The 15,555-nt window shown below is 75.5% G+C and carries 15 protein-coding genes; 9 read left to right on the forward strand and 6 right to left on the reverse strand.

The annotated features are described in order from the left end of the window. Positions 1-70: 70 nt before the first annotated feature. Positions 71-718, forward strand: a complete 648-nt coding sequence (locus ACFVVA_RS11170) for an HNH endonuclease family protein (protein WP_387688096.1) — start codon at positions 71-73, stop codon at positions 716-718. A 135-nt stretch (positions 719-853) separates the two neighbouring features. Here ACFVVA_RS11170 and ACFVVA_RS11175 read toward each other — a convergent pair whose 3' ends face one another. After that, positions 854-1,735 (reverse strand): SDR family NAD(P)-dependent oxidoreductase, encoded by an 882-nt coding sequence (locus tag ACFVVA_RS11175; protein ID WP_387688098.1) that lies wholly within the window; start codon positions 1,733-1,735, stop codon positions 854-856. Positions 1,736-1,816: 81 nt separating this feature from the next. On the opposite strand from ACFVVA_RS11175, the gene ACFVVA_RS11180 reads away from it, so the two are divergent. The 6 genes from ACFVVA_RS11180 to ACFVVA_RS11205 all read left to right on the forward strand — a co-directional run bounded on the left by ACFVVA_RS11180 (position 1,817) and on the right by ACFVVA_RS11205 (position 7,868). Further along, positions 1,817-2,494 (forward strand): TetR family transcriptional regulator, encoded by a 678-nt coding sequence (locus ACFVVA_RS11180; RefSeq protein WP_387688100.1) that lies wholly within the window; start codon positions 1,817-1,819, stop codon positions 2,492-2,494. A 137-nt stretch (positions 2,495-2,631) separates the two neighbouring features. Next, positions 2,632-2,820 (forward strand): YegP family protein, encoded by a 189-nt coding sequence (locus ACFVVA_RS11185; protein WP_387688102.1) that lies wholly within the window; start codon positions 2,632-2,634, stop codon positions 2,818-2,820. Positions 2,821-2,929: 109 nt separating this feature from the next. Then, complete coding sequence (locus tag ACFVVA_RS11190) at positions 2,930-4,147, forward strand: glycosyltransferase family 4 protein (protein ID WP_387688104.1); 1,218 nt, start codon at positions 2,930-2,932, stop codon at positions 4,145-4,147. Then, entirely contained in the window at positions 4,144-5,472 is a 1,329-nt protein-coding gene (locus ACFVVA_RS11195; RefSeq protein WP_387688106.1) for a glycosyltransferase, read from the forward strand. Before ACFVVA_RS11190 ends, ACFVVA_RS11195 begins: the two co-directional genes overlap by 4 nt. Beyond that, on the forward strand, positions 5,453-6,331 hold the full coding sequence (locus tag ACFVVA_RS11200; RefSeq protein ID WP_387688108.1) for an SGNH/GDSL hydrolase family protein: 879 nt from the start codon (positions 5,453-5,455) through the stop codon (positions 6,329-6,331). The genes ACFVVA_RS11195 and ACFVVA_RS11200 overlap by 20 nt, the downstream gene beginning before the upstream one ends. A gap of 403 nt (positions 6,332-6,734) precedes the next feature. Continuing rightward, positions 6,735-7,868, forward strand: a complete 1,134-nt coding sequence (locus ACFVVA_RS11205) for an NUDIX domain-containing protein (protein WP_387688110.1) — start codon at positions 6,735-6,737, stop codon at positions 7,866-7,868. A 121-nt stretch (positions 7,869-7,989) separates the two neighbouring features. Here the strand turns inward: ACFVVA_RS11205 and ACFVVA_RS11210 are convergent, their stop codons facing one another. The 5 genes from ACFVVA_RS11210 to ACFVVA_RS11230 form a co-directional block, all read right to left on the reverse strand. Continuing rightward, complete coding sequence (locus tag ACFVVA_RS11210) at positions 7,990-8,364, reverse strand: hypothetical protein (protein WP_359898244.1); 375 nt, start codon at positions 8,362-8,364, stop codon at positions 7,990-7,992. Positions 8,365-8,444: 80 nt separating this feature from the next. Continuing rightward, positions 8,445-8,840 carry a roadblock/LC7 domain-containing protein gene (locus tag ACFVVA_RS11215; RefSeq protein WP_387688112.1) on the reverse strand — a complete coding sequence of 132 codons (396 nt, stop codon included), beginning with the start codon at positions 8,838-8,840 and terminating at the stop codon, positions 8,445-8,447. An 82-nt stretch (positions 8,841-8,922) separates the two neighbouring features. Then, complete coding sequence (locus ACFVVA_RS11220) at positions 8,923-10,152, reverse strand: hypothetical protein (protein ID WP_387688114.1); 1,230 nt, start codon at positions 10,150-10,152, stop codon at positions 8,923-8,925. A gap of 4 nt (positions 10,153-10,156) precedes the next feature. Continuing rightward, positions 10,157-10,540 carry a hypothetical protein gene (locus tag ACFVVA_RS11225; RefSeq protein WP_359898247.1) on the reverse strand — a complete coding sequence of 128 codons (384 nt, stop codon included), beginning with the start codon at positions 10,538-10,540 and terminating at the stop codon, positions 10,157-10,159. Positions 10,541-11,199: 659 nt separating this feature from the next. Then, positions 11,200-11,808: a TetR/AcrR family transcriptional regulator C-terminal domain-containing protein gene (locus tag ACFVVA_RS11230; protein WP_387688116.1), complete on the reverse strand. Its 609-nt coding sequence runs from the start codon at positions 11,806-11,808 to the stop codon at positions 11,200-11,202. A gap of 205 nt (positions 11,809-12,013) precedes the next feature. Between ACFVVA_RS11230 and ACFVVA_RS11235 the strand changes: the two genes are divergently transcribed. Together ACFVVA_RS11235 and ACFVVA_RS11240 are read left to right on the forward strand one after the other, a co-directional pair. Then, on the forward strand, positions 12,014-13,660 hold the full coding sequence (locus tag ACFVVA_RS11235) for an amidohydrolase (RefSeq protein ID WP_387688118.1): 1,647 nt from the start codon (positions 12,014-12,016) through the stop codon (positions 13,658-13,660). A 208-nt stretch (positions 13,661-13,868) separates the two neighbouring features. Then, positions 13,869-15,443: an APC family permease gene (locus ACFVVA_RS11240; RefSeq protein ID WP_387688120.1), complete on the forward strand. Its 1,575-nt coding sequence runs from the start codon at positions 13,869-13,871 to the stop codon at positions 15,441-15,443. The last annotated feature ends 112 nt before the right edge of the window (positions 15,444-15,555 follow it).

The raw sequence follows: 15,555 nt of genomic DNA on the forward strand, positions 1-15,555 counted from the left end.
AGGTGACCGGATCGCCACACTGGCGCACGCAATTCAGCAGTTCTTCCGATCTGATGATGGAGCGTCCGCCATGGCCCCCACCGCACCCGTGCGCCGGTTCCTGCCCTGCATACCGGCTGCCGCCGCCCTCGCCGCCGCGACCGTGCTCACGGCCGGCACCCCCGCCCAGGCCGCCCTGCCGACCCCGATCTCCGCGGCCACCGCCCGCAGCTACCTCGCCGCGATGCCCGCCACCGCGGAGACCCACGGGGACACCTACGACCGCACGCTGTTCCCGACCTGGATCACCATCAGCGGCACCTGCGACACCCGCGAGTGGGTCGTCAAGCGGGACGGCAGCAACGTCGCCACCGACACCTCCTGCAAGGCGACCAGCGGCAACTGGTCCTCGCCGTACGACGGCGCGACCACCACCAACGCCTCCTCCTTCGACGTCGACCACCTGGTGCCGCTCTCCGAGGCCTGGGCCTCCGGCGCCTGGGCCTGGACCACCGCGCAGCGCCAGGCCTTCGCCAACGACGTCACCCGCCCCCAGCTGCTGCTGGTCTCCGCCAGCAGCAACCGCTCCAAGGGCGACCGCGACCCGGCCGAGTGGCTCCCCCAGGCCTCCTACCGCTGCACCTACGCCCGCGCCTGGGTGCAGGTGAAGCAGTACTACGGCCTGGGCGTGGACAGCGCCGAGAAGACCGCGCTCACCGGCATCCTCGACAACTGCTGACCCGAAACCCCTGCGGCCCGGCGCTCACCCCGCGCCGGGCCGCAGCGCCGCGCACGGGCGCGGCGATGGTGCCGGGCGCGGCTGCGGTGGTGGTGCCGGGCCGCTCGGCATGGTCAGTCGGCCGAGTCGGCGCGGTCAGTCGGCCGAGTCGACCGGGAAGTCGACCGGGTAGGCCTCGGCGAAGTCGGCCGAGCGGGCCACCTCGCGCCACCTGGTGTCCTCCGCCAGGAGCCGCCGGTCCATGGCGATCGAGCCCTCGACGGCGTTGACCCCGAGCGGCAGGTGGTGGGGGATGTCGCGCCGCTTGGCCACCCGGACCAGGATCTCGGCGGCCCGCACCGGGTCGCCCGCGGCGCCGTCGCCCCCCTGCCGCAGCCGCCGGTTCACGGCACCGACCGTCTCGTCGTAGGCCTCCGGGACGTCGTGGACGACCATCGAGGAGCCGGCCCAGTCGGTGCGGAAGCCGCTGGGTTCGACCACCAGCACCCGCACGCCGAACGGCGCGGTCTCGGCGCGCAGCACCCGGCTGAACCCGTCGATGGCGAACTTCGCCGCCTGGTACGAGGCGATGCCCGGGGATCCGCCGACCCGGCCGCCCATCGAGGAGAACTGCACGACCAGACCGCCCTTCTGCTCGCGCAGCAGCGGGAGCGCGGCCTTGGTGACGTGGTAGACGCCCCAGAAGTTGGTCTCGAACTGGGCGCGGAAGTCGGCGTCCTCGGTGGTCTCGATCGGCGAGACGTTGGCGTAGCCGGCGTTGTTCACCAGCACGTCGATCCGGCCGAAGGCGGCGTGCGCCTCGGCGAGGGCGGCCCGGGCGGCCGCCGGGTCGGTGACGTCCAGCGCGATCGGGCGGATCCGGTCGCCGAACTCCTCGACGAGGTCGGCGAGTTGCTCGGGTCGGCGGGCGGTCGCGGCCACCCGGTCGCCGGCTTCGAGCGCGGCGCGGACGAGGGCGCGGCCGAAGCCGCGCGAGCTGCCGGTGATGAACCAGGTCTGTTCCGTGTTCTGCTCCATGCCACCTAGTAAAACACCGTTGCGTTATTAGTGCAACGGCGTTGCGGTATTACGGCAACGGCGTTGCCCTACCATGGGCGGGTGGATGCAGCATCGGACTTCCAGCGCGCACGCTCGCCCGAGGCCAAACGCCGGCGCGAGGCCGCGATCCTGGCCGCGGCCCGCTCGCTCGGCCAGGAGCACGGCATCAGGGACGTCACCCTGACCGACATCGCCGCCGCGGTGGGAATGCACAAGTCGGCGCTGCTGCGGTACTTCGAGACCCGCGAGGAAATCTTCCTGCGGCTCACCGCCGAGGGCTGGGCGGAGTGGTCGGACGCGCTGACCGCGCGGCTGCGGGAGAGCACGGAGCCGGGCCCGGCCGCCGTGGCGCGGGCCTTCGCCACCACGCTCGCCGCCCGCGGGATGTTCTGCGACCTGCTCGCCCACGCCCCGCTCAACCTCGAACGCAACGTCTCGCTCGACGCGGTGCGCGACTTCAAGCTCGCCACGCTCGCCGCCCGCGAACCGATCGGCGCGGCCGTCCGCGAACAACTGCCCGCACTGGACGACCAGGACGTCACCGACCTGATCGCCACCGCCGTCTCCCTCGCCGGGGCCATGTGGCAGATCGCGAACCCGGGCACCGAGGTCGCCGCCCTCTACCGCACCGATCCCCGGCTGGCACACGCCGTCATCGAGGTCGAACCCCGGCTCGCCCGCATCCTGACCGCCACCGTCACCGGGCTGGCCTCCGGCCGGGCCGAGCCGATCGACTGAGCCGCCCGCCCGGACCGTCCGGCCCGCGCCAACTCCCGTTCCGGTGCACTCGGATGGATCATCTGACGTGCCGCACAAGGGATTTGACCCTAGGTTCCGGTGCCAGGGGGTCAACCGAGCGGAAGGCTGTTTCTGGCATGGCTGGCAAATTCGAGCTGTACGTGGACGAGGGCGGCATGCACCGGTTCCGGCTCAAGGCGAGCAACGGGACGATCGTGGTGACCGGCGACCCGCAGGAGAGCAAGGACGACTGCCTGAGGAGCATCGAGTCGATCCGCAAGCTCGCGCCGTACGCGGAGCTCAAGGAGACCGCCGGGTCCGTGTGACCGGACGCGAACCGCGCCGCGGGTCGGCGGTGCAAATCGCCGACCCGCGTTCTCCTCTACGACAGATCCCTTTGGCCGGGTGCACGCCGGACGCGGACAGAACACTGGCATGCGCGTCGCCATCGTCACCGAATCCTTCCCGCCCGAGGTCAACGGAGTCGCCCACAGCGTGCTGCGGACGGCCGAGCACCTCGTCCGCCGGGGCCACCGGCCCCTCGTCGTCACCCCCGCACCGGCACGGGGCACCGAGTGCCCGCCGGAGACCTTCGGCGGCACCCCGGCGGGCGAGATTCCCGTGGTGTGCATCCCGTCCGTCCCGCTGCCGGGATACCCGCAGGTGCGGATCGCCCTGCCCAGCCGGCAGCTGTCGGCCGCGATCTCCGGGCACCGGCCGGACATCGTCCACCTGGCCAGCCCCTTCGTGCTCGGCGCGCGCGGGATGCAGGTCGCGGCGCGGCTCGGGGTGCCCGCCGTCGCCGTCTACCAGACCGACCTGGCCGGCTACGCCCACGCCTACCGGGCCGGGCGGGGGCTCGGTGAGGCCGCCGCCTGGCGGCGGATCCGGGCCGTGCACCGCGCGGCCGCCCGCACCCTGGCGCCCTCCACCCCCGCCGCCCAGGACCTGACCGCGCACGGGGTGCCGCGGGTGCAGCTGTGGCCGCGCGGGGTGGACTCGGTGCGGTTCCACCCCCGGCACCGGGACGAGGCGCTGCACCGGGCGCTCGCCCCCGGCGGGGAGGTGCTGGTCGGGTACGTCGGACGGCTGGCCCCGGAGAAGCGGGTCGACCTGCTGGCCGCGGCCTCGGCACTGCCCGGCGTACGGGTGGTGGTCGTCGGGGACGGCCCCTCGGCGCCCGGGCTGAAGGCCTCGATGCCGGGCGCGGTGTTCCTCGGCCGGCGCACCGGTGACGAACTGGCCCGCTGCTTCGCGACCCTGGACGTCTTCGTGCACACCGGCCCGCTGGAGACCTTCTGCCAGACCATCCAGGAGGCGATGGCCAGCGGCGTACCGGTGATCGGCCCGGCGGCGGGCGGACCGCTGGACCTCGTCGCCCACCACCGCACCGGCCTGCTGGTACCGCCCCGGGACGGCACGGCGGTGGCCCGCGCGGTGGCCGAGCTCGCCGCCGACCCGGCGCGGCGGGCCGCGTACGGGCGGGCCGGCCGGGCCGAGGTGACCGCACGCACCTGGGAAGCGGTCGGGGACCTGCTGCTGCGGCACTACGCCGAGGTGCTGGCGGAACACCGCGGGCTGCCGCTGCCGGCCGCCGCCCCCGCGCCGGTCGAACCGGTGGCGCCCGTCCTGCCGGAGGAGCTGCCGGCATGACCCCCGTTCCCGACGACAGCGCACGGACGACCGGCGGGGCTCCTCGGCCGACCGCCGGGGCTCCTCGGCCGACCGCCGGGGCGCCGAGGGCCGACGACCCGCCGCGGCCGGGTGACGCGCCGAGGGCCGACCACGCGCCCAGGGCCGGCGAGGCGCTGACGATCGTCCGGCTGGCCAACTTCGTCACCCCGGTCTCCGGCGGCCTGCGCACCGCGCTGCGCCACCTCGGCGCCGGGTACCGGGCGGCCGGGCACCGTCCGGTGCTGATCGTCCCCGGGGAGCGGCGCTCCGAGGAGGAGACCGAGCAGGGGGTGGTCGTCACCCTGCCCGGGACGGTGCTGCCGGCCGCCGGCGGCTACCGGCTGCTCACCGACCGGCGGGCGGTGGCCGCCGAACTGACCAGGTTCTCCCCCGACCGGCTGGAGGTGTCCGACCGCACCACGCTGCGCTGGACCGGCGCCTGGGCACGGCGGCACGGGGTGCGGTCGGTGATGGTCTCGCACGAGAGCGCGGCCGGGGTGCTGCGCACCTGGGGCCTGCCCGGCCCGCTGGCGGGCGCGGCGGCCGACCGGCTCAACGCGGCCACCGCCCGCGCCTACGACGCGGTGCTCTGCACCACCGACTGGGCCGCCGCGGAGTTCCGGCGGATCGGCACCCCGAACCTGGTCCGGGCCCCGCTGGGGGTGGACCTGGAGACGATGCGACCGCTGCCGCCGGCCGCCCGCGCCGCCGAGCGGGCCCGCTACGCCGCTCCGGACGAGACGCTGCTGGTGCTCTGCTCGCGGCTCTCGGCGGAGAAGCGGCCCGAGCGGGCGATCGAGGCCCTGGCCGACCTGCGTGCACGGCGGCGACCCGCCGTGCTGGTGGTCGCCGGGACCGGCCCGCTGCGGGAACGGCTGGCGGCCCGGGCCGCACGGCTGCGACTGCCCGTACGCTTCCTCGGGCACCTGGGCGGGCGTGCCGAGCTGGCCCGGCTGCTGGGCTGCGCGGACGTGGTGCTCGCGCCCGGGCCGGTGGAGACCTTCGGCCTGGCCGCGATGGAGGCCCTGGCCTGCGGAACCCCGGTGGCGGTCAGCCGCTCCTCCGCGCTGCCCGGCCTGATCGGGCTCGCCGGAGCGACGGCCGTCGACACGGGCAGTGGATTCGCCTCCGCGGTACGGCAGTTGCTGGGGCGGCCGGAGGACCTGCGGCGGGCCGCCGCCCGGGCGCAGGCCGAGCGGTACGGCTGGCCGGCGGCGGTGGCGGCGTTCCTGGCGGCGCACGGCGCGCACCACGACGAGGCGGTGGACGGGGGTCGGGACGAGCATGCTGGAAGCCGGGCGTGACCGGGCGGCGCGGGAGCGCCCTGCGACGGGCGAACCACTGCGCTTCGTCGCCCTCGGGGACTCGCTGACGGAAGGGGTCGGGGACCGGGTCGGCGAGGGCTGGCGCGGCTGGGCCGCCGTCCTGGCCGACGCGCTGGCACCTGAGGGGCGGGCCGCGGAGTTCACCAACCTGGCGTACAGCGGGGCGCTCACCACGGAACTGATGGTCCGTCAACTTCCGCAGGCGCTGGCGCTGCGGCCGCAGCTGGCGGCCGTGGTGGTCGGCGGCAACGACACCCTGCGCACCGGCTTCGACATCCGGCGCGCCACGCTGGAACTCGACGCCACGATGGGGGAACTGTCCGGCCACGGCGCCAGGCTGTTGACCGCCTGCCTGCCCGACCCGGGCAGCCTGCTCCGGCTCCCGGCGCCGCTCGCCCGGCCGCTGGCGCGCCGGATGCGGGCGGTCAACACCGTGGTGCACGCCCTCACCGAGCGCCACCGGGCGATCCACCTGCACATCACCGAACTGCCGTGGCTGGCCGAGCGCCGGCTGCTGAGCGTGGACCGCCTGCACCCCAGTGCCGAGGGCCACCACCTGATCGCCCTGCGGTTCCACGACCTGCTCGCCGAGGCCGGCCACCCCCTCGGCCCACCCCCGGCCGCCGCCCCCGCCGCGGCCCCGCCGGGTCCGGCCGCCGACCTCTGGTGGATGGCCACCCGGGGCACCCGCTGGCTCGCCGCCCGCAGCACCGACCTGCTGCCGGGCCTGCTCGCCCTGGCCGCCGCCGAGGGCGTCGCCCGTCTGCGCGGCGGCAGCGGACGGCACGACGAACAGATGGCGCGCGCGGCGGCACAGGCGCTGGCCTCCCTGGGGTGAGGGGCTCGCGCCCACCCCGGAACGACGGCTGTTCGAGGAGGAGTTCACCGGCGCCGGACGGTGGAGCCGCGCGTGGCCCAGGGAGGAGCGCGCGACACCGCGCGGAATCGTCGGGAGCAACCCCTGCCGGGCGTCCGGCGGACACCCGGAGGAGCCGCACCACCTGGGTCCGGACGGGAGCCGGCTCCGCGACGTCGACGGGCCCCGGGTGCCGGTGACCACGCCGGACGGCCCCGGAGTACCGCCGTGGGCCGACTCGGACCGAACGCCGCGAACGGCCGGACCGGGCGGCGCCGGGCCTCCCGATCCCCCGATCGTGGAGGGTCGGCGGCGCTGTCCGGTGGGAACCGTAGAGGTGGGCCCGGTTGTCGTGTCCGGGGAGAACATAACGGAGGGAGTCGGGGTGGAGAGCGCGGGCACGGCCGCTCGGGAGGTCCTGGCGGCGGCGGGGGTACTGTTCCCGGACGGGGCCGGGCGGGTGCTGGTGGTGCGGCTGCCGTACGACCGGAAGCATCCGGTGGCGATCCCGGGCGGCGGGTGGGAGCCGGCGGACCGATCACCCAGGGAGACCGCCCTGCGGGAGATCCGGGAGGAGCTGGGCTTCACGGCCCGACTGGGACCGCTGGCCTGCGTGGACTGGGCGCTGCTGCGCCACGGCGACCTGCCGATCGTCGCGTACCTGTACTGGGCCGAGCCGCTGACGGCGGCGCAGGCGGCGGCGTTCCGGCCGGACGCGGCGGAGGTCGGCGGCTGGACCTGGCTGACGACGGAGCAGGCCGGGCACGCGCTGCCGCCCCGGCTGTCGCGCCGGGTGACGGCCTGCCTGCTGGCGCCGCGCGGCGACGGGCCGCTGGAGCTGGAGGACAGCCGGCCGGTCGGGCACACGCTCCGGCGACTTCCCGCCGACGGGCCGGTGCCCGCGTACGCCGGACTGGCCGCGGCACCGGGGCTGACGCCGCCGACCGAGGAGCGGCCTGAGCCGCCGATGGACCGGGAGACCTACTACGCCACCCGGCCCCGCATCCGGGCGAAGGCACGGGCGCTGTTCACCGACGCCGCCGGCCGGGTGCTGCTGGTGCGGCTGCGGCCGTGGGACGGGCCGCGCGGGCAGATCCCGTACTGGACGCTGCCGGGCGGCGGGGTCGAGGCGGACCGGGAGATGCCCCGGGCGGCGGCCCGGCGGGAGATCCGCGAGGAGCTCGGCTGGGAGGTCGAACCGGGACCGCTGCTGGCGCTGGACTGGCAGCCGGGTGCGGCGGCCGACCCGGCGGCGGACCCGGTGACCGGCCGGGACACCGCCGTCCTGGTGTACGTGTTCGACGGCGGCACGGTGACGGAGCGGATGCTCGGCTCGATCGCGCTGCCGGAGGAGGAGCTGGTGGAGTGGCGGCTCTGCGATCCGGCCGAGGCACGGACGCTGCTGACCGGCCCGTCCTGGGACCGGACGGCCGCCGCGCTGGCCGCCCGGGAACGGTCGGGCGGGCCGGCCGAGCTGGTGCGCGGGCAGGCCGCCGGGCCGGACCTGCCCCGGGGGTGAGCCGTGCCGGACGGAGCCCGGCGGTGGCCCGAACCACCGCCGGGGCCTCGCCCGTGACCCGCGCGGCCGCGGCCCGCGCGCCCGAGACCCGCGCGCCCGGGTGGCGCGCCGGGACTGTGCGTCAGACCTCCAGCTCGGCCTCGATCCGGCCCAACTGGTGGCGGGCCATCGCGAGGTTGGCGCGCGCCTTGTCCAGCGCGAGGTAGAGGAACAGGCCCTTGCCGGTACGGCCGGTGAGCGGGCGGATCAGGTGGTACTGGCTGCTCAGGGTGATCAGGATGTCCTCGATCCCGTCCTGGAGGCCGAGCATGTCCATGGTGCGCATCTTGGCGCGGACCACGTCGGTGTTGCCGGCGGCGGCGACGTTGAGGTCCAGGCCGCCGGGGCCGTCGAGGGTGGCCAGCGCCATGCCGCTGTTGTAGTCCACCAGGGCCGCGCCGATGGCGCCCTCGATGCTGGTCATGGCCTGCTTGAGCGCGCCGGGTGCGTCGGTCATCTGGGTAACTCCCGTTCGTTGATGGGTTGTTCGGGACGGATGGGGACGATGGTTCGGTGGTCGGCCCGGGTCGGCCCGGGTCAGCCCGCGTCGCGCGGATCCTTGGGCACGAGGGCGTCGTTGAGCAGCCCCGCGATGCGCTGGGCGCTGCGGCGGGCCTCCAGGTGCAGTCGGCCGACGTTGACGTCGGGGTGCGCCAGCAGGGTCAGCACGCAGCTGCCGCCGGCCGCGTACGTGGCGACGTAGCCGTTCTCGCCGCGCACCAGCGACTCGCGGAACTCGCCCTGGCCGGTGGTGTCGGCGAGCCGCTGGGCCAGCGAGAGCGAGGCCGCCGTCATCGCGGCCAGTCCCGAGGGTTCGGTGCCGTGGGTGTCGTGCGCGACCAACAGGCCGTCCACGCTGGCCACCAGACCACCCGCGAGGTGCGGTACGCGGTGTTTGACGGCACGCAGTTCGGCGAGCAACTCGGTCTCCAAGGCGATCAGTTGTCTCCTTCCGACACGCTGCTTGAGTGCCCGCCTCATGGCCGGAACGACGGGGTCGCGGGCGGGGAATGGGTCAAAGTCGGGCCTCCAGAAGGTCTCGGATCCGGGTCAGCAGCGCGACGTCCGGATCGGGGACGGCCAGCGGGTGGGCCGCTGCCGTGATGGGCGGGCGTTCGGGGCACGTGGGGGCGTCGGTCCCGCTGCGGGCCGCCTCGGGGGCGGAGGCGGGAATGGAAGCGGCGGCGGCGGGGGCGGGAACGGCCGTGACCGGGGTGCCGGGGAGGTCGACGCCCCGGAGGCTGGCGCCGGGGACCCGGCGGTGCAGCCCTCCGGCCGGTCCGCTCGCGACCGGTGGGGCGGCTTCGGGCCGGGGCGCGGCCGTCGGCCGCGCCCCGGGCACCGGGGCCGCCGCCGGGACCTCCGGCGCCGCGGGTGCCGCGGGTGCCGCGGGTGCCGCGGCGGGCGGGCGCGACACGGCAGGCGGGTGCGGCACGGCGGACGGGCGCGACACGGCAGGCGGGTGCGGCACGGCGGACGGGCGCGACACGGCAGGCGGGTGCGGCACGGCGGACGGGCGCGGCACGGCAGGCGGGCGCGGGGCGTCCAGCAGTCCGGCGGCGGCCAGTCGACGGACATCGGCCGTCACCCCGAAGCCGGAGCGGCCGAGCAGCCGGGCCAGGTCCGCCGGGGTCCTGCGACCGTCGGCATGGTCCAACAGCTCACGTCGCCGGCGGCCGCACGAGCGGTGGGACGACCGGCGGCCGCACTCGGCCGGGCGGACGGGCGCGGTGTCGAGCTGCGCCCACGGCCAGATCCCGTCGAGCAGTTTCCGGCGGCGTTCGACCTCGCGGCGGATCCGGGCCGGGTCGACCTCCGCGACCGGCCCGAGCCAGTGCCGGGCGTCGGCCTCGAACCGCCAGACGCCGCCGGCCGGGTCGGCCAGCACGAAGAACGCGGCGTCGAACAGCGTTCCCAGGTGGCCGAGTTCGAGCTCTCCCCGGGTGAGCAGCCGCCGTTCGACCAGCGCCTCGCCGACCCTCGACCTCGGGCCGTGAGTCCGGAGCAGTTCCGCCCAGTCCTCGGGGGTGGTCCGGCCGCAGCCGATGAGCAGGTCGGCCAGTCCGGGCGCCCGGAGGGACTCGGCGGCGGCCACCCGCCCATCGACCAGGTGGAGGCTGCCGAGCGGCCCGCGCAGGGCGCCGGTGGCGCGGCGGTCGGCGAGCAGGGCGAGCGCCTCGCCCGGGGACCTCGGGGTGGCGACCTCCGCCGGGGGCGGCGGCGCGGTGCCGGTCGCGGCGGTCACGCGCTCACCCCAGCACCAGCTCCTCGGCGAGTGCCTGGAGGCGGAAGCGGGCGGCGGCGAGGTTGCCCTCCGCGCGGTCCAGCCAGAGGTGCAGGACGAGCCTGTTGTCGAAGACGGTGTCGATGAAGCGGATCAGGTGGTAACTGCGGCCGGCGGTGACGATGATGTCCTCCAACGGGGCCCGCCGGTCCTCCGTCACGGTGAAGGTCTGGCTCTCAACGGCCGCCCGCACCAGGTCGGTTGCCTCGGCGGCGGAGGTCTCGTGCTCTCCGGTCGGGCTGTCCCCGAGGCTGCCGAGGGCGAGCCCGCTGCTCCAGTCGACCAGGCTCGCGGCGCGGGCCCCGTGGATCGCCATCGCTCCGGAGAGGCATTCGTCGATACCGGGCACACCGGCTCCTTCGCGGGGTCTGGGCGGCCGGGCGCAGCGCGGCACCGGCCGGTTCACCACCAGCAGTGGCTAGTTCGACACGGAAGGCTACTGCCGGATTCCATATGACGAACATTCCAATGGCATATTCACATCAGTAACAGCCAGTTCCAGCCAAGAACTGACGGCACATCAGACCGGATGCAGCCTCGACCCCACGGGTGGACCAGGGGGGTTGGAGTACCGTTTACCGGCCACCTGGCACGGCACCTTGGCCGGTATCAAGCCCCAAGGGAGGGTTTCGAGCCCGAAAGTACGATAAGAGGGCGCGGGCACGGAAGGCGAACACGACGAAGGGGCCCGTTCCGCTGGACGGAACGAGCCCCTTCGATGGGAGCGCCAGGCCCGGATCGCACGGACTCTCCCTACTGAAAGTAGGGCGTGCTCTGGTAGCACCGCTGACGCCTGTTCGAGATTCCGTTTCCCGGAAGATCACTTCCTCTCGACGGGATGAACACTAGCAGGACATCACGCCTGGTCAGAAATCGTGGCCGGGCGAACGGCAGCGACCCCGGGGCGAACGGGGCGAGGCCGGGCCGAGCTGCGAACCGGGGGGCGAACCGGGGCCGGACCTGGGCCGCACGCCGGGGCCGGACCGGGGCTGCGCGCCTGGGCCCGGGTCAGCCCAGCAGCGCCCGGTAGCCCTCGATCAGGGCGGTGAGCCCGAGCCCGAAGGCCCGGTCGGCGCGCTCGCGCCCCGCGGGGACGGCGTCCAGGGCGTCGGCCAGCCGCGGGGTGGCGTCCCGGTCGACGGCGTCGACCATGACGTCCGGGGCGACCAGGTCCAGCGCCGAGCCCAGGACGAAGCTCTCCAGGGCGGTGATCAGTCCCATCACGTCCTGTGCGGCGAAGCCCGCGTCCTCCAGGGTGGCGACGGCCCGCTCGTACAGCTCGTGCATGAACGATTCGGCCAGCGGCGCGGTGGCGAGCAGCCGGACGATGCCGGGGTGTTCGGCGAAGGCGTCCCGGTAGGCGTGCGCCCAGGTGCACAGCGCGGCGTCCCAGGGCTGATCCCACATCGACTGCTCGCCGATCGTGCGCACCAGCTCGGCGCGCATCAGGGCGACGATCTCGGCCCGGCCCGTGACGTGGTGGTAGAGCGCGGAGGGGCTGACCTTGAGCGCACCGGCCAGCGCGGGGATGGTGAGGTCCCCCGCCTCGTCGACCAGCCGCAGCGCGGTGTCCACGATGCGCTGCCGGTCCAGCAGGGGTGTGCGCGGCCTGGGCATGCCCGGCTCCTCACCTTCGGGGTCGCCGAGCGGCCCGTCGGCACCGGCAGACCAAGATCGTCGTTATCCAAGCGTTACTGAACGGCTTTCAGTAAAACTCTTCCGCACCCGCCGGTGCCGCGCCTACGGTAACCGAACCCCATTCGGTTAGGCAGGCCGCGCACCCGTCGGCCCGCCCTGCCCCGGAGAGGACGCACACCCCCTCATGCGTGCCGAAACGATCTTCACCGGCGGCCGGATCCACACCGGAGACCCCGCCCTCCCCCGCACCCACGCCCTCGCCGTCGGCGCGGGGCGGATCGCCGCCCTCGGCGACGCCGCCCTCGCCCTGCGCGACGAAGGCACCGAGACCGTCGACCTCGACGGCGGCGCCCTGCTGCCCTCCTTCGGCGACGGACACGTCCACCCGCTGCTCGGCGGCATCGGCCTGCGCGGCGCGCCGGTCCGCGACTGCACCAGTCTGGAGCAGGTCGTGGCGGCCGTCCGCGGCTGGGCGCAGCGCCACCCCGAGGCCGAGTGGATCACCGGCGACGCCGTCGACCCGTGGCTGGCCGAGGGCGGACTGTTCGACGCCCGACTGCTCGACGCCGCCGTCCCGGACCGCCCGGTGCTGCTGCGCACCATGGACCACCACACCGGCTGGGCCAACAGCGAGGCGCTGCGCCGGGCCGGGTACGGGCCGGACACCCCCGAGCCGGTGGGCGGCGAGATCGTCCGCCGGCCGGACGGCAGCCCGCTGGGCACCCTGCGCGAGTTCGGTGCGCTCAACCCCGTCCTCGCGCTCGTCCCCCCGCCGCCGTTGGCCGAGCAGGTCGCCGCACTGCGGGAGAGCACCGCCGCGCTCGCGGCCGCCGGGATCACCTGGCTCCAGGACGCCTGGGTCGAGCCCGCGCAGGTGGACACCTGGCTGGCGGCCGTCGAGGAGGAGGGCCTGCCGGTCCGGGCCGGGCTCGCCCTGCTGCTCGAACCGGACGGCTGGCGCGAGCGGCTCCCCCGCCTGGCCGCCGACCGCGACCGGGTCCAGGCCGCCGGGCACGGGCGGCTCACCGCGCGCGCGGTCAAGTTCTTCGCCGACGGGGTCATCGAGTCCGGGACGGCCGCGCTGCTGGAGCCGTACAGCGACTGCCCGCACTCCCACGGCGTCGCCAACTGGACCGGCGCCGAACTGGCGGAGGCCGTCACCGCCGTGGACGCGCTGGGCTTCCAGCCGCACATCCACGCGATCGGCGACCTCGGCGTACGGATCGCGCTGGACGCCGTCGAGGCCGCCGCCCGCCGCAACGGACCGCGCGCCCGCCGGCCGGTGATCGCACACGTGCAGCTGGTCCACCCCGACGACCTGCCGCGCTTCGCCGAGCTCGGCGTGATCGCCAACTTCGAGCCGCTCTGGGCCCAGACCGACCCGCTGATGACCGAGCTCACCCTGCCCCGGATCGGCCCGGAGCGCGGATCCCGGCAGTACCGGATCGCCGCCCTGCTGCGCGGCGGCGCCCGGGTGTCCTTCGGCAGCGACTGGCCGGTCACCCGCTACGAGCCGCTGGCCGGGCTGGCCACCGCCGTCACCCGGCAGACCCCGGACGGCCTGCCGGACGGCGGCTGGCTGCCCGAGGAGCGGATCGGACTCACCGAGGCGCTGGCGGCGTACTCGGCGAGCGTGGCGCACCAGGCCTTCGAGGAGGCCGAGTGGGGCGTGCTGCGGCCGGGCATGCGGGCCGACCTGGTGCACCTGGCCACCGATCCCTACGCGGTGCCGGCCGGTGAGCTGGCCTCGATCGAGGTGGCGGGCACCTGGCTCGGCGGGCGGCGCACCCACGGCCGCCCGCCCGGTGGCGCCGACCGCTCGACCCGCTGAGGCGCCCCGCTCCCCCCGGCCACCCCAACCGCCCCGGCCACCCCGGCCACCCCGGCCACCCCGGCAAACCCCAGCCGCCCCGACGGACTTCCCGACCGGTTCCGGCCGTCCCCCACGGCGGCCGTGCCTCGTTCCCCGGTCGGCGGCCGGCGCGTGTCCGCCGCCGACCGTCGCTTCCTCGTTCGCACGACCTCAGGAGAGCTCCCCCATGAACCCGCCCTCCGACGCGGCCTCCTCCTCCGCGCTCCGTCCCCCCGGCTCCGCCGCCGCTTCCGGCTCCGCCACCTCCACGTCCGCCTCCCCCGCCTCCCCCGGCGCCATGGGCTCCCCCGGCGGCTCCGGCGGCTCCGGCGGCTCCGGCGGCCTGGGACGCGGGGTGCTCGGTACCGGCGACATCGTCTTCTTCGTCGTGGCCGCCGCCGCGCCGCTGACCGTGATGGCCGGCGTGGCACCGTTCGCGATCTCCTTCGGCGGCATCGGCACACCGGTCGCCTACCTGGCCACCGGCGTGGTGCTGGCGCTCTTCGCGGTCGGGTTCACCGCCATGACCGCGCACATCCGCAACGCCGGTGCCTTCTACGCGTACGTCACCCGCGGCCTCGGCCGGGCCGCCGGGCTGGGTGCGGCGCTGCTCGCGGTGTTCTCGTACAACACCATCCAGATCGGCATGTTCGGCGCCTTCGGGTTCTTCGCCCGCACCACGGCCGCCGACCTGCTCGGGCTGGACCTGCCCTGGCCGGTCTGGGCGCTGTTCGGGGTCGCGGTGGTCTGGTTCCTCGGCTTCCGCTCGATAGACCTCGGGGCCAAGGTGCTCGGGGCGCTGCTGATCGCCGAGACCGGCATCCTGCTGGTGCTCGCGGTGGCGGTGCTGGTCAAGGGCGGGGCGCACGGGCCGAGCCTGTCCTCGTTCGCCCCCGAGCACGTGTTCTCCGGGGGGATGGGCGGCGTGCTCGGACTCTCCTTCGCCGCGTTCATCGGCTTCGAGGCCACCGCGATCTACCGCGAGGAGGCCCGGCAGCCGCACCGGACCGTGCCGCGCGCGACCTATGCCGCGATCGCCTTCCTCGGCCTCTTCTACACCTTCGTCACCTGGATGATCGTGCAGGCCTTCGGCGACACCGAGGCCGTCGCCGCCGCCACCGCCGACCCGGCCGGGATGTTCTTCACCGCGATGACCGACTACGTCGGCGGCTGGGCGACGGAGGTGCAGCGGGTGCTGATCGTCACCAGCCTGCTCGCGGCGCTGCTCGCCTTCCACAACACCATCACCCGGTACGGCTACGCGCTGGCCAAGGAGCAGGCCGCCCCGGCCGCCCTCGGCCGGGTCCACCCGCGCCACGGTTCGCCATGGATCGGCGGCATCGCGCAGTCGGTGCTGGCGGCGGTGGCCGTCGGGGTGGCGGCGCTGATCGGGGCGGATCCGTACAACCAGTTCTTCCTCTGGGTGAACTCCCCCGGGGTGGTGGGCATCCTGGTGCTCCAGGCGCTGGCCGGCCTCGCCGTGTTCGCCTTCTTCCGCCGCAACCGGGCGGCCGCCGCGAGCGCCGGAGTGTTCCGCACGGTCGTGGCACCGCTCGCCGCCACGGTGCTGCTGTGCGGGGCCACGGCGCTGGTGGTGTGGCGGCTCGACCTCTTCACCGGCGCCGGTCCGGAGGTCAACTGGCCGCTGGTCGCGATCGTGCCGGTGGTCTTCCTGACCGGCGTCGGGATCGCCCTGCGGCTGCGGGCCCGGCGACCGGAGGTGTACGCGCGGCTCGGGACGACCGAGGTCGACGCGGGCTGAGCCGCGGGCGACCGGCCGGGGCGGGCGGGGCCCGGTGGCGACCGGGTGACGAACCGGCTCCATCCCGGCCCGGACCGATCCGGCCCACCCCTGCCCGGACCACCCCTGCCCG

Origin of the sequence: Kitasatospora sp. NPDC058048, from assembly GCF_042885555.1 — a bacterium.
In the GTDB taxonomy this organism is placed as follows: Bacteria; Actinomycetota; Actinomycetes; order Streptomycetales; family Streptomycetaceae; genus Kitasatospora; species Kitasatospora lactacystinica.

Coding starts and splice junctions, on each gene's coding strand:
- ACFVVA_RS11170 (WP_387688096.1), top strand. CDS start 71: ATGGCCCCCACCGCACCCGTGCGCCGGTTCCTGCCCTGCATACCGGCT.
- ACFVVA_RS11195 (WP_387688106.1), top strand. CDS start 4,144: ATGACCCCCGTTCCCGACGACAGCGCACGGACGACCGGCGGGGCTCCT.
- ACFVVA_RS11190 (WP_387688104.1), top strand. CDS start 2,930: ATGCGCGTCGCCATCGTCACCGAATCCTTCCCGCCCGAGGTCAACGGA.
- ACFVVA_RS11240 (WP_387688120.1), top strand. CDS start 13,869: ATGAACCCGCCCTCCGACGCGGCCTCCTCCTCCGCGCTCCGTCCCCCC.
- ACFVVA_RS11235 (WP_387688118.1), top strand. CDS start 12,014: ATGCGTGCCGAAACGATCTTCACCGGCGGCCGGATCCACACCGGAGAC.
- ACFVVA_RS11185 (WP_387688102.1), top strand. CDS start 2,632: ATGGCTGGCAAATTCGAGCTGTACGTGGACGAGGGCGGCATGCACCGG.
- ACFVVA_RS11200 (WP_387688108.1), top strand. CDS start 5,453: ATGCTGGAAGCCGGGCGTGACCGGGCGGCGCGGGAGCGCCCTGCGACG.
- ACFVVA_RS11230 (WP_387688116.1), bottom strand. CDS start 11,808: ATGCCCAGGCCGCGCACACCCCTGCTGGACCGGCAGCGCATCGTGGAC.
- ACFVVA_RS11175 (WP_387688098.1), bottom strand. CDS start 1,735: ATGGAGCAGAACACGGAACAGACCTGGTTCATCACCGGCAGCTCGCGC.
- ACFVVA_RS11210 (WP_359898244.1), bottom strand. CDS start 8,364: ATGACCGACGCACCCGGCGCGCTCAAGCAGGCCATGACCAGCATCGAG.